We start from the raw sequence: 13,217 nt of genomic DNA, 5'->3' as shown, positions 1-13,217 counted from the left end.
CGTAGCGCCGCCGGGTCCCCGGGGCCGGTGCGGGCGGGCGGAACGCACCCACCGGCCGGCCACGGCGCCCTGCACACGCCCGGAGCCGAAACCCCCGTGCCCCGGTGCGCACACCCCGCCACAATGGCCGGGTGCGGTACAGAATCCTGGGCGTAACCCAAGCAGCGGACGGCCAGGGCACCCCCCTGCTCATCGGCGGCCCACGGCTGCGCACGCTCCTCACCGCCCTGGCCCTCCGCCCCGGCCGCACCGCCACCCCCGGCACCCTCATCGACGAGATCTGGGCGGACGACCCGCCCCAGGACGCCCCCGCCGCCCTCCAGGCCCTCGTCGGCCGTCTCCGCCGCACCCTCGGCAGACACACCATCGCCTCCACCCCGGGCGGCTACCGCCTCGAAGCGACCGAGGACGACGTCGACCTCCACGTCTTCACCCGCCTCACCCGCACCGGCACCCGGGCCCTCGCCGCCGGCGACCCGGCCGCCGCCCACCGCACCCTCACCGAGGCCCTCGCCCTCTGGTACGGCCCGGCCCTCGCCGACCTCCCCGACCGCACCGCCGCCAACCGCCCCGACGCCCTGCGCCTGGAGGCGGCCCGCGCCCGCGCCGCCGCCGCGCTCGCCCTGGGCCGCGCCCGGGAGGCCGTACCGGAGCTGCGTGAACTGACCGCCGCGCACCCGTACGACGAGCCGCTGCACGTCCTCCTCATCCGCGCCCTGCGCGACACGGGCCGCCCGGCCGACGCCCTCGCCGCCTACGAGTCCGCCCGCCGCACCCTCGCCGACACCCTCGGCACCGACCCCGGCCCGGAACTCCGGGACCTGCACGCGTCGTTGCTGAAGCAGGAGCACCCGGAACCGGCGGTCGGCCCGGCCCGGCCCCGGCCCAGGACCCCGGCCCGGCCCCCCGAGCGCACCGGCAATCTCCGGCCCCGGCTGACGTCCTTCGTCGGGCGGGAACCGGAGCTCGAAGCCATTCGTTCGGATGTGCACAGGGCCCGCCTGGTCACCCTCACCGGGCCGGGCGGCTCCGGGAAGACCCGGCTCGCCGAGGAGGCCGCCGCCACGCTCCCCTCGGCCTGGCTGGTCGAACTGGCCCCGCTCGACCATCCGGAGGCGGTGCCCGGCGCCGTGGTCAGCGCGCTCGGTCTGCGCGAGACCGTGCTGCTGACGGGCGACCTGGCGGCCCCGCAGGCCGACCCCACGGCCCTGCTGATCGAGTACTGCGCCCCGCGCAGCCAACTCCTGATCCTTGACAACTGCGAGCACGTCATCGGCGCGGCGGCCGCCCTCGCCGAGACCCTCCTCACCCGCTGCCCCGGACTCACGATCCTCGCGACCAGCCGTGAACCCCTGGGCGTCCCCGGCGAGTCGGTGCGCCCGGTCGAGCCCCTCACCCCGGAGCAGGCGCACCGCCTCTTCACCGAGCGCGCGAAGGCCGTCCGTCCCGACGCCGACGCGGTGCTCGCCGACACCGGGGCCGTGGCGGAGATCTGCCGCCGCCTGGACGGGCTGCCGCTGGCCATCGAGCTGGCCGCGGCCCGGCTCAGGCTGCTGACCCCGCGGCAGATCGCCGACCGCCTGGACGACCGCTTCCGCCTGCTCACCTCCGGGAGCCGCACGGTCCTGCCCCGCCAGCAGACCCTGCGCGCGGTCGTCGACTGGTCCTGGGAACTGCTGGACGAGCGGGAGCGGACGGTCCTGCGCGAGGTGTCGGTGTTCGCCGGCGGCTGGGACCTCGGGGCGGCCGAGGCCGTGTGCACCGGCCCGGTGGCGGAGCTGATCGGCGCGCTGGTCGACAAGTCCCTCGTGGTCGCCGCCCCGCACGACCCGGACGGCACCGGCTCCGGCACCGGTATGCGCTACCGCATGCTGGAGACCGTCCACGAGTACGCCACCGAGCGGGCGGCCGAGGTCCCCGGCCTGCGCGCGGCGGCCGAGCGGCGCCATCGCGCGTGGGTGCGGGCGCTGGTGGAGGAGGCCGAGCCGCAGCTGCGCTCGGGCGCCCAGCTCCCGTGGTTCTCCCGCCTGGAGACCGAGCTTGACAACGTCCGCGCCGCCCTGGACCGCGCGGTGCACGCGGGCGAGGAGGCCGAGGCGGGCGCCGTCGTCCTGGCCGTCGGCTGGTTCTGGTGGCTGCGCAACCACCGCCAGGAGGCGGTCGCCTGGGTGCGGCTGGTGCTCCGCCTGGGTGTCGCCCTGGACGCCCTGCCCCCGGGCGCGCCGGCCGGCGAGGCGGTGGCACGGGCGGAGACCGCCGACCCGGTCGGCGCCCTCCTCGCCGCCCCGGACGGCGAGGCCCGGCACCCGCTGCACGAGCTGCGGATGGACCTGCGCATGCTCGACCTGTTCCTGACCTCCGAGACGGGCACGGAGAACCTCGCCGCCGACGAGCGCGCCCGGGAGTACCTCGCACGCGTGCGGGCCCACTACGAGCGTGGCGGTCCCCGGGCCGCCCGGCTCCCGGGCATCGTCTGGCCGCTGACCGCCTACTACCTGGGCGGCCCGGCCGACATCCGCCCGCACCTGACGACGTCCGTCGACAACGCCCGCCGCCACGGCGGCGACTGGGAGATCGCGGTCGCCCTGATGTACCGCGCCCACGTGACCGTCGACTCACCGGGCAACCTGCGCGGCGTGGACGAGGACCTGGCCGAGCTGCGGACGCTCGGCCGGCGCGTCGGCGACCGCTGGATGCGGGCCCAGGTGTGCAGCGCGGCCGGCGAGGCGGCCATGGCGCGCGGCAGGTACGACGTGGCGCGCGGCGAGTACGAGGAGGCCCTGCGGCTCGCCTACGAGGCGGGTGCGTACGCCGAGTCGCCGTTCCTGCTCGCCCGGCTCGCCGAGATCTCCTACCGCTCCGGCGACCGGGAGACGGCGCTGGCCGCCCTGACCGAGGCGGGCACGGCCGCCGACCGGTACGCGGTGCCGGAGGCGCGGGCCTTCGTACTGCTGCTGCGCGCCCACATCGCCCTGCACGACGGGGAGCCGGCCCGCGCGCGCGAGCTGTACGAGGCGGTCCGCGTGGTGGTGCGGGACGGCACCCCGCCCCCGCAGTTCACCGCGTCCCAGCGGGTGGTCGAGGCGTTGCTCGCGGCCGACGAGGCGGGCCCGGCGCGCGGGCTGCCGGTCCTGGCGGACGCCCTGCGGCAGGCCGTGGCCGACCGGTGCGCCGAGTCGATCACGGCCGGCCTGGTGGACGTGGCCGCCGGTCTGCGGGCCCGGCTCGGCGATCTGCCGGGCGCCCTGCGGCTGTTCGCCGCCGCCGACCACTGGCGCGACGGGCTCAGCCGGCCCGAGCCGGAGCGCAGCCAGGCCGCCCGGGTGCACGCCGGTGCCCATGCGGCCCTGACGCCCGAGCGCTACGCCGCCGAGCGCGCCCGGGGCGCGTCCCTCGGCGTGGCGGACGTCCTGCGGGAACTGGACACCGCGGCCGTGGCCGTCGGGGAGGACCCGGGTCCGGCTACCGGCAGGTGAACCGGGACTCGGCCCAGTCCGCCAGTGCCGCCTCGTCGACGGCGTTGCCGTACGGCTCCACGACGAGCCGTACGGTGCTGCGCCCGGTGAGGTCCACATGGACCGGGACGGCCCGGTCGCGGCCCTCGACCAGGCCCGACTGCCACAGCCGGACCCCGTCGGCGTAGACGGAGAAGTAGACGGAGAAGGAGACCTTGCCGAGGCCGAGCGTCATGTCGTCGACGCCGACCAGTGCGTCGTAGGCGGTGCACTGCCGGTTGAGGGCGATGGTGACGGAGGACTCGCCGTGCACGGTGACCCCGCGCGCGTACCGCTCGCCGCCGATCGACATGCCGTACCGCGGCCACACCCAGCTGCTTCCGGCCAGGACGATCTCGGGGCGGGTGCCGTCGCCGGTGACGTCGAAGCCCAGCTCGCCCAGCTCGTAGACGGCGGGCGCGGATGACGGGGTCGGCGTGGGCGTCGGGCTGGGCCTCGGCTTCGGCGCGGGTTCCGGGGTGCGGGGCGGTGTGGGCGCCGGGGGCGGGGTGGGTGTGGGTGTCGGGGCCGGCTGCGGGGCGACGACCACCGGCCGGGGCGGGCGCGCGGGCCGGGGTACGGGCAGAGGGGCGGACCGGTGGGCCGGCGAGGCGGGCGCGGGCGTCCGGGGCCGTACGAGCGGCGGCTGCACGGCGGGCGGCCGGACGACCGGCGTGGACGGTGCCGGCTGGGCGGCCTCCTGCGCCGGACGGCTGTCGTTCACCAGGGCCAGCGCGACCGCGGTGGCGGCCACCGCGACCACACCGGCCGCGATGCCGGCCTTCACCGGCGCGCCGAGCCCCTCGGAGGCCGCGGCCCCGCCCGCGCCGGACGCGCCGCCGGACGCGCCGCCGGACGAGCCGGCGGCCGCGGCGGCACCCGCCGCCCCGGCACCGGCGCTGCCGGCCACGATCCCGAGCGCCTTGGCGTACCCGGCGGCGCCGAACCAGCCGAGGACCGCGACCGGTACGACACCGGGGATGCCGCTCGCGACCTCCTCGATCTGGGCCGCCGCCAGCCGGCAGCGCGCGCACTCCGCCAGGTGCTTGCGCAGACCCCGCTCGGCCCGGATGCGCAGCTTGCGGCGGGCATAGGTGCCCAGCTGGTCGGCGTAGCGGGCGCACTCCTCGTCCCGGGCGAGGGCGGCGCTGACATGGGCCTGGAGGTAGGCCTGCCGCAGCCCCTCGCGCGCGCGGCTGGCGAGCACGCGGGTGCCGTTGGCGTCCAGCCCGAACAGGACGGCCACCTCGCTCGGGGACTCGTCCTCCACCTCGGTGTGCCACAGCACGGCCTGCCAGCGTTCGGGCAGCGAACGGAAGGCCCGCATGGCCAGGGACTGCTCGGCCTCGTGCAGGGCGCGGACGTCGGCGCCGAGACCGGCGGTGCCGTCCTCGGCCGCCGGGACCCGGGCGGCCTGCTGGGCGAAGAGGGCGAAGTCGTCGACGAGCTGCTCGCGCCGGGCGGACCTGGTCCAGTGCGCGGCGACGCGCCGCACGGAGGTCAGCAGATAGGCCCGTACGGCGTGTTCGGGACCGGCGCCGCCGCGCACCGCCTGCAGCATCCGGGCGAAGACCTCGGCGGTGAGGTCGTCGGCGGTGTGCCCGTCCCGGCAGCAGGTGCGCGCGTACCGCCGTACCGCGTCGGCGTGCCGCCGGTACAGCTCCTCGTAGGCGGAGTCGTCACCGGCCCGCATCCGCTCGATCAGCTCGCCGTCGGCGGACGGCACCACCCGGGGCGGCGGCAGCACGCTCCCCCCGCGCTGCGCCGGCACGCTCGTCTCACCGGAGCCACCGGAGCCACCGCTGCCGCCGGGCCCGCCGGAGGAAGCCGGACGCCCGCCCTGTTTCGGTACGTGGGCTGAGGCCGGCCCCGAAATCCCCGCGTCCCCGTCGTCCTCGCGTGACCCGCCCCACCCGTCAACGCCCATCGCCGACAGCCCCCGACACCGGCCCAGCCCAACCCGTCACCGGCTCAGAGTGCCACAAGGCCCTCCCCCCGGCCCCCTTCCCGCCCACCCCATCCACTCGTCCGAGCGGACTTCCCCCGCGGCGGGACCGCCCCGCGAAAACACCCGCACCACCCGAGCCGCGACAGCGGCCCGGGTGGTGCGGGTGGGAGAACGAGCCGTGGATCCGACGGCGGAGCCGAGGGACGGCCGGAGCGCCCTATGCCGGCCGGGACCGCAGTCCCTCCAGCAGGATGTCCAGCAGCCTCGCCGACGCCGCGGCCTGCTGTGCCGCGTCCGGGAGCGACGGCGCCGCCGTGGCGATCACGAGCAGCACGTCGGCCACGGACACGTCCGCCCGCAGCTCACCCGCCGTCCGCGCCCGCTCCACCAACTGCCCGACCACGTCGAGCAGCGCCCCGGCCCCCGAGTCGTCGGCCACCACCGCGGCCTCCTCCGCCACGAGCCGCAGCTCGGCACCCCCCGGCTGCACCCGCTGCTGAGGCACCCGGACCTCCTCGGCGACCGCGGCCGACTCGCCCGACCCGACCCTCAGCACGTGCGGCGGCAGCAACCGCCCGGCCCCCGACGCCACAGACGTCCGCAGGAACCGCGACAGCGCCGACCACGGCTCGTCCTCCTGACCGAGCGCCGTCCGCGCCTGCTCGGTCAGCCGCGCCGTCTCCTCCTCGGCGATCCGCCGGACCAGCACGTCCTTGCTGGGGAAGCGCCGGTACACCGTGCCGACCCCTACCCGCGCGCGCCGTGCCACGTCCTCCATCGGCGCGCCGTACCCCAGCTCGCCGAACACCTCACGCGCCGCACGCAGCACGTGCTCCAGATTGCGCTGTGCGTCCACCCGCAACGGGGTCGTCCGCGCCACGTCCGCGCGTCCGTTGCCCCCCGCCGCGGTCATCGCCTTCCCGCCGGGCGCGACGGCGGCTGCGGATGCCCAATGGGTTTCCTGAACATGCATGTGTTTCCCCCGGTAATGACGTCTCCCCCCGGAGACTCTCCCCGCCACTGAACGCGGAGTGCGCGGAACCGGCATCGGTCCCGACCGGACCCGCCCGTCGCGGACCCGTTCGACCACATTCCCTACACTCCGTCGACACACGAACATAGTTGAGAGACAGTCAATTCAGAAGGGGCAGGTTCCGCACAGTGCGCCCCCCGATCGGAGTACGGGGCAGGTACGTCCCCATTCCGGCCCTTCGCCCCCTGTAGCCCGCCCCTGCTGACCTGCCCCCTTTCGTCCCGCACCGCCACCCCGGCCGGCCCCGCGCGGACCCGGCCGCCGGTCACACAATTTGCCGGGGCTGTGGACAAACTCCAGCGCCGGGTGCGTCATGGGATGGTGAAGGAACGTGCGCGCATTCTGGTTGTCGGCGGCGGCTACGTCGGGATGTACACGGCCCTGCGCCTCCAGCGGAAGCTGAAGGCCGAACTCAGACGGGGCGAGGCCGAGATCACGGTCGTCACCCCGGACCCCTACATGACGTACCAGCCGTTCCTCCCCGAGGCCGCCGCCGGCTCGATCTCCCCGCGCCACGTCGTCGTACCGCTGCGCCGCGTCCTGGACCACTGCCACGTCGTCATCGGCGAGGTGACCTCCATCGACCACGGCGTACGCACCGCCGCCGTCACCACGCTCGCCACCGCCGAGGAGGGCACCGCCGAACTGCTCGACTACGACGAACTCGTGCTCGCCCCCGGCTCGGTCGCCCGCACCCTGCCCATCCCCGGCCTCGCCGAGTACGGCATCGGCTTCAAGACCGTCGAGGAGGCCATCGGCCTGCGCAACCACGTCATCGAACAGATGGACATCGCCTCCTCCACCCGCGACCCCGCGATCCGCGACGCCGCCCTCACCTTCGTCTTCGTCGGCGGCGGCTACGCGGGCGTCGAGGCCCTCGGCGAACTGGAGGACATGGCCCGCTACACCGCGCGGTACTACCACAACCTCCGCCCCGAGGACATGAAGTGGATCCTCGTGGAGGCCACCGGCCGCATCCTCCCCGAGGTCGGCCCCGAGATGGGCCGCTACACCGTCACCCAGCTGCGCCGCCGCAACATCCAGGTGCTGCTGGACACCCGTCTGGAGTCCTGCGCCGACCGCGTCGCCGTACTGAGCGACGGCCAGCGCTTCCCGACCCGTACGGTCGTGTGGACGGCCGGCGTCAAACCGCACCCGCTGATCGCCGCCACCGGCCTGCCGCGCACCGACCGCGGCCGGCTCCGCTGCACCGCCCAGCTCACCGTCGAGGGCACCGAACACGCCTGGGCCGCGGGCGACGCCGCCGCCGTACCCGACGTCACGGCCGCCGAACCCGGCACCGAGACCGCCCCCAACGCCCAGCACGCGGTCCGCCAGGCCAGGGTCCTCGGCGACAACATCGTCCACTCCCTGCGCGGCGAACCCCTGGAGACGTACGCGCACAAGTACGTCGGCTCGGTCGCCTCCCTGGGCCTGCACAAGGGCGTCGCCCAGGTCTACGGGCGCCGGCTGAAGGGCTACCCTGCCTGGTTCATGCACCGCGTGTACCACCTCAGCCGGGTGCCCACCTTCAACCGCAAGGCCCGGGTGCTCGCCGAATGGACCCTCGCCGGGCTCTTCAAACGCGAGATCGTCTCGCTCGGTTCACTCGAACACCCACGGGCGGAGTTCGAACTCGCGGCCGGGGGAAAGCCTCCTCACAGCCCCACCGACGACCCGAAGGGGTCGTCCTGACCCGACTCAGGAACTCCACGGCTCGCGCCGGCGTCTGACGGTTGTCGCCCGCCGCGGCCCACACCCTGCCAGACTGCCCTACGACGTCGGACGGGCCACCCGCCCTAGCACCCACGAGGCTTTCCCCAAGTGAACTTCACGCGCTGGAGCGCCCGGCTCCCCGGAACGCAGCGCCGCGCCGCCGCGCGGACCGAGTCGGCGGCCACCCCGGACCGGCGGGGGGAAGGCTCCGTGCCCGCGGCCCGCGCCGAACTGCCCGCCGACGGCACACCCCCGGTGCCCGCCGTCGACGAACTGCCCGCGCGGGACGTCCTGGACCGCGTCCCGGCCCTCGTCGCCCTCGTCCACGGCCCCCACCACCGCCTCTCCTACGTCAACGACGCCTACACGGCGGCCTTCGGCGCCCGCCGCACCTGCGCCCCCGCCCGCGAGGCCCTGCCCGAACTCGCCGAGCTCGGCCTGCTCCCGCTGCTCGACCAGGTGCTGCGCAGCGGCAAGCCCCGCACCCTGAAGTCCCGCAAGGCCGTCGACGGCCGCTCGTACACCTTCACCTGCACCCCCGTCGCCGAGGACGGCGACCGCGACGCCGGCGTCCTCGTCTTCGCCACGGACGTCACCGACCACGCCGAGGCCGCCGAACGCCTGCGCGCCAGCGAGCGCCGCCAGCGGGAGACCGCCGTCACCCTCCAGCGCTCCCTGCTCCCGCAGGAACTCGAACAGCCCGACGACCTGCGCATCGCCGCCACCTACCAGCCCGGCGGCACCGAGGCCGCGGTCGGCGGCGACTGGTACGACGTGATCACCCTCGGCGGCGGCCGCACCGCCCTCGTCATCGGCGACGTCATGGGCCGCGGGGTGCGCGCCGCCGCCGTCATGGGCCAGCTGCGCACCGCCGTCCGCGCCTACGCCCGCCTCGACCTGCCCCCGCACGAGGTGCTCCAGCTCCTCGACGGCCTCGCCGCCGAGATCGACGCCAACCAGATCGCCACCTGCGTCTACGCCGTCCACGACCCCAACGAGGGCCGCCTGGTCTACGCGTCCGCCGGCCACCTGCCGATCCTGGTCCGGGACGAGAACGGCACGGTCTCCCGCGCCGACGAACCCACCGGCCCGCCGCTCGGCACCGGCGGCTGGATCCACGCCTCCGGCTCGATCGCCCTCGGCCCCGGCTCCACCGCCGTCCTCTACACCGACGGCCTGGTCGAACGCCGCGACGAGGACCTGGACGAGGGCATCGCCGCGCTCGAGGGCGCCCTCGCCGGCGCCACCGGCACCCCACAGGTCGTCTGCGACCGCCTGGTCCGCTCGGCCGGCGTCACCGCGGACCACGACGACGACGTGGCCGTCCTCGTCCTCCAGCACCCGGCGCGTACGGGCCCCGACGGCGACCTCTTCCGCAACGCCGCCCTCGAACTCCTCGGCGGCGTCGAAGCGGCCCCCCGCGCGCGGGCCTTCGCCTCCGGCGTCCTCACCAGCTGGCGCTTCCCCGCCGAACTGCACGACCTCGGCGTCCTCGCCGCCAGCGAACTCGTCGCCAACAGCCTCCAGCACGGCACCCCGCCGATGCGGCTCCGGCTCCGCCGTACCGACCGCCGCCTCATCGTCGAGGTCACCGACGGCGACGACCACCTGCCCAGACGGCGCCGCGCCGAACCCGGCGACGAGTCGGGCCGGGGCATCGCGATCGTGGCGACGATCGCCTCCCACTGGGGCTGCCGCCGCACCCCCGGCGGCGGCAAGGCGGTCTGGTGCGAGTTCGTCCTGCCGAAGGCAAAACACTGACCCGCAGCCGTCCCGGGCAGCGCGGCACGTAGGCGACACGCGCGCCCGGTGTTAGAAGCTGACCATGACAGACGGATCCGGCGCCCGGAACGGCGCGATCGAGGGGCCCGAGGGCTACGACACCTGCTCCGCCCCGATCATGGCGCCGTTCGTCGGCGAGCTGCTGGACGCCGTGGACCTGCGCCCCGGGGCCACCGTCCTGGACCTCGCCTGCGGCACGGGCTTCGCCGCCCGCGCGGCGGCCGCCCTGGTCGGACCCACCGGCCGGGTCCACGGCGCCGACAGCGACGCCGGGATGATCCGGGTGGCCCGGGACCTGCACCCCCGGCTCTACCCCGACATCGAGTTCACGGTGGCCTCAGCGGACCACCTGCCGTACGACACCGCCACCTTCGACGCCGTCGTCTGCCAGCAGGGCGCCCAGTTCTTCCCCCGCCTCGACGCGGGCCTCGCCGAGGCCGCCCGCGTCACCCGCCCGGAGGGCCGCTTCGCGGCGACCGTCTGGGCCCCGGTCGACCGCCAGCCCTACTTCCTCGCCGAGCAGCGAGCCCTCCACGAGTACGGCGGTCCCGACGCGCTCCGTCACTTCGTGCGGGCCTTCGTCGTCACCGCCGAGCAGCTCACCACCGGCCTGCGCGCGGCCGGCTTCACCGGCACCGCCCACCGGGAGATCACCTTCGGCATCACCCTGCCCCCGCTGGACGGCTACGCCCGCACCCACCTGACCGCCCTGTGGGGCGGCCTGATCAGACAGGCCGGCGGCGAGGACGCCCTGAACCGGGCCGCCGCCCTGGTCCGCGAGCAACTGGCCGGGCACCTCGCGGACGACGGCACGGCAACGCTGCCGTTCACGGCGCTCCTGGTCACGGCGACCCGCCCGGGCACCCCGCGGGTGCGCGGGGACCTCTAGCGCGGCTCCACCAGCGGAGCGCCATGCTCCGCGGACGCGCCGCCCCGCCGGACCACCCGGGTCCCGCGCGCCAGCCACGGCCGGTCCTGCACGGCGGTGAGCTGCCGGCCCAGCCGCAGCGCCAGAACGGTGATCCCCAGCGAGAACAGCAGGAAGGTCACGATGTACGGCCCGTGCAGCGCGGCCCCGAGCGGTCCGCCCACCGCCGGCCCCACGGCCAGCGCCAGCTGCTTGACCAGTGCGAACGCCGAGTTGTACTGCCCGGCCATGCCCTCCGGCGCCAGATCGGCGACCAGCGGGGCGACCGTCGGCGACAGCATCGCCTCACCGAGCCCGAACAGCGCGTACGTCGACACGAACGCGGCCGTCGCCATCTCCCGGCTGCCGTGGCCCAGCCCCGCGTACCCCGCGGCCAGCCAGGCCACCGACCAGATCAGCCCGACCACGGCGATGACCCGGGACCGGCGCCGCCGCTCCACGAGCTTCAGCACGGCGAACTGGGCGACCACGATCACCAGCGTGTTCGCGGCCAGCGCCGTCCCCAGCGCGGACGTGGAGATGCCGGCCGCCTCGACGCCGTAGGCGCTCAGCCCCGACTCGAACTGCCCGTAGCAGGCGAAGAAGAGCACGAAGCCCAGCACGCACAGCTGCACCATCGCCCGGTTTCCGAGCAGCTGCTTCCAGCTGCCCTTCGCCGACCCCTCGGGAGCATCCTCCATGCGCGGCGAGTGCGGCATCCGCACGGTCGCCAGCACGCCGACGAGCAGCAGGAACATCGCCGCCTCGATCGCGAACAGCAGCGTGAAGGAGGACACGCGCGTGGTGTCGACGAGGTGACCGCCTATGAGCCCGCCGACGCCCAGACCCAGGTTCTGCAGGAAGAACTGCATCGCGAACGCACGCGAGCGCGTGTCCGCCGAGGAGCAGTCCACGATCATCGTCGCCAGCGCCGGCTGCATCACGGCCTGACCGGCGCCGAGCGCCGCCGCGGACAGCAGCACGGACGCGGCACCACCCGCCAGGCCGAGGCTGAGCGCACCGAGGGCGGCGGTCACCAGGGCGGCGAGCAGGACCGGCAGCGGGCCGCGCCGCACGATCGCCCGGCCGGCGAACGGCAGCACGATCAGCGCGGCCACGGCGAAGACGGCGAGCACGAGTCCCGCCGTCATGGCTCCCAGACCCCTGACCTGCGCCACATAGACGTACAGGTAGGGGACGGTGAAGCCGAGCCCGAACGCGCTGAGTGCGTTGCCCACGTGGATCCGGCGCATCGCTGCGCCCATCGCCCTGGTCACGTTCACCTCTCTCACTAGTTAGACCTGAAGACTTCGAAGCTAAAGAGTACACAGTGAAGGACTTCAAGGCAAAGGCGTATCGTGCGATACTGCGGCCATGGCCGACACTCCCGGCGTCCCCGAGCCGACGCTCGAAGAACAGATCGCCGCCTACCAGCGCGAGTTCCAGGACCTCGACCCCCAGGTCGAGAAGATCGTGTCGGCCCTGTCCCGGCTCAACCGCCGCATGAACGTCGCCTACGGCCGCCAGACCGCCGCCCTCGGCATCAGCAACGCCGAGTGGGAGGTCCTCAAGGCGCTGGTCCTCTCCGGCGCCCCGTACCGGCTGGGCCCCAGCGACCTGGCCAAGCGGCTCGGCCTCACGCCGGCCGCGATGACCCACCGGATCGACCGCATGGTCGCCGAGGGACTGGTCACCCGTGAGCGCGACGAGTCCAACCGCGTCCGGGTGATCGTGGAGCTGACCCCCGAGGGCCGCGAGAAGTGGCTGGAGGCCATGCGCCTGGCCACGGTCTTCGAGGAGGACCTGCTCCAGGACCTCACCTCCGTCGAGCGCACGGTGCTCGGCGAGGTCCTGACCCGGCTACTGCGCCGGGTCGAGCACGCCCAGCCGGACGCCGGCGGCCGGCTCAGCGACCTCGATTAAAGATCTTGACAGCGCGGTTGACACCGCCTTGCCCGATCCGTAGAGTTCTTCGGGTTGCCACGGAGCCGTAACGGTTCTTCGGCAGCACCTCAGCCGCTGCGAGCGGCAACCCTCACACCTTCAGCACGATCCTCCCTCCGGGTTGATTTCGGCGTGCCCGAATTCAATTCGAATAGGGACTCGGCGGCCCGATTGGGAATCGCCGGGCGGATCCGCTAAGGTTTGAGACGTCGGAACGGCCCAACAGCCGGGAAGACAAACCCCGCTGACCGGGGATCAGACGCCGAAAGGATCTGATAGAGTCGGAACCGCCGGAAAGGGAAACGCGAGAGCGAGAACCTGGAAAGCACCGAGGAAATCGGATCGAGAAAAGATCTGATAGAGTCGGAAACGCAAGACCGAAGGGAAGCGCCC

The 13,217-nt window shown here is 74.7% G+C and carries 8 protein-coding genes; 5 read left to right on the top strand and 3 right to left on the bottom strand.

What is annotated here, in order from left to right; all coding sequences use genetic code 11:
• The first annotated feature begins 131 nt into the window (after positions 1-131).
• Positions 132-3,476 carry an AfsR/SARP family transcriptional regulator gene (locus tag IG05_RS0138755; protein ID WP_037815612.1) on the top strand — a complete coding sequence of 1,115 codons (3,345 nt, stop codon included), beginning with the start codon at positions 132-134 and terminating at the stop codon, positions 3,474-3,476.
• On the opposite strand, the gene IG05_RS0138750 is transcribed toward IG05_RS0138755, so the two are convergent.
• Both IG05_RS0138750 and IG05_RS0138745 read right to left on the bottom strand, forming a co-directional pair.
• Positions 3,463-5,421 (bottom strand): sigma-70 family RNA polymerase sigma factor, encoded by a 1,959-nt coding sequence (locus IG05_RS0138750; protein WP_030348819.1) that lies wholly within the window; start codon positions 5,419-5,421, stop codon positions 3,463-3,465. The genes IG05_RS0138755 and IG05_RS0138750 overlap by 14 nt on opposite strands.
• A gap of 238 nt (positions 5,422-5,659) precedes the next feature.
• Positions 5,660-6,415 (bottom strand): TetR/AcrR family transcriptional regulator, encoded by a 756-nt coding sequence (locus tag IG05_RS0138745; RefSeq protein WP_030348818.1) that lies wholly within the window; start codon positions 6,413-6,415, stop codon positions 5,660-5,662.
• A 378-nt stretch (positions 6,416-6,793) separates the two neighbouring features.
• Here IG05_RS0138745 and IG05_RS0138740 point away from each other — a divergent pair, with 378 nt between their 5' ends.
• From IG05_RS0138740 to IG05_RS0138730, 3 genes are all read left to right on the top strand, one after another.
• The gene (locus IG05_RS0138740) at positions 6,794-8,170 is read left to right on the top strand and encodes an NAD(P)/FAD-dependent oxidoreductase (RefSeq protein WP_030348817.1); all 1,377 of its coding nucleotides are present in this window, start codon (positions 6,794-6,796) and stop codon (positions 8,168-8,170) included.
• A gap of 129 nt (positions 8,171-8,299) precedes the next feature.
• The gene (locus tag IG05_RS0138735; protein WP_030348816.1) at positions 8,300-9,952 is read left to right on the top strand and encodes an ATP-binding SpoIIE family protein phosphatase; all 1,653 of its coding nucleotides are present in this window, start codon (positions 8,300-8,302) and stop codon (positions 9,950-9,952) included.
• A gap of 64 nt (positions 9,953-10,016) precedes the next feature.
• Positions 10,017-10,862 (top strand): class I SAM-dependent methyltransferase, encoded by an 846-nt coding sequence (locus IG05_RS0138730; protein ID WP_030348815.1) that lies wholly within the window; start codon positions 10,017-10,019, stop codon positions 10,860-10,862.
• Here IG05_RS0138730 and IG05_RS0138725 read toward each other — a convergent pair.
• Entirely contained in the window at positions 10,859-12,157 is a 1,299-nt protein-coding gene (locus tag IG05_RS0138725; protein WP_234336227.1) for an MFS transporter, read from the bottom strand. The two genes, IG05_RS0138730 and IG05_RS0138725, sit on opposite strands and share 4 nt — an antisense overlap.
• Positions 12,158-12,254: 97 nt before the next feature.
• Here IG05_RS0138725 and IG05_RS0138720 point away from each other — a divergent pair, with 97 nt between their 5' ends.
• Positions 12,255-12,803: a MarR family winged helix-turn-helix transcriptional regulator gene (locus IG05_RS0138720; RefSeq protein WP_030348813.1), complete on the top strand. Its 549-nt coding sequence runs from the start codon at positions 12,255-12,257 to the stop codon at positions 12,801-12,803.
• Positions 12,804-13,217 lie beyond the last annotated feature (414 nt).

It is taken from the genome of Streptomyces sp. NRRL S-1022, from assembly GCF_000720135.1.
Classification (GTDB): Bacteria; Actinomycetota; Actinomycetes; order Streptomycetales; family Streptomycetaceae; genus Streptomyces.
This window is presented reverse-complemented; position numbering and strand designations above follow the sequence as displayed.

Coding starts and splice junctions, on each gene's coding strand:
- IG05_RS0138745 (WP_030348818.1), bottom strand. CDS start 6,415: ATGCATGTTCAGGAAACCCATTGGGCATCCGCAGCCGCCGTCGCGCCC.
- IG05_RS0138730 (WP_030348815.1), top strand. CDS start 10,017: ATGACAGACGGATCCGGCGCCCGGAACGGCGCGATCGAGGGGCCCGAG.
- IG05_RS0138720 (WP_030348813.1), top strand. CDS start 12,255: ATGGCCGACACTCCCGGCGTCCCCGAGCCGACGCTCGAAGAACAGATC.
- IG05_RS0138750 (WP_030348819.1), bottom strand. CDS start 5,421: ATGGGCGTTGACGGGTGGGGCGGGTCACGCGAGGACGACGGGGACGCG.
- IG05_RS0138740 (WP_030348817.1), top strand. CDS start 6,794: ATGGTGAAGGAACGTGCGCGCATTCTGGTTGTCGGCGGCGGCTACGTC.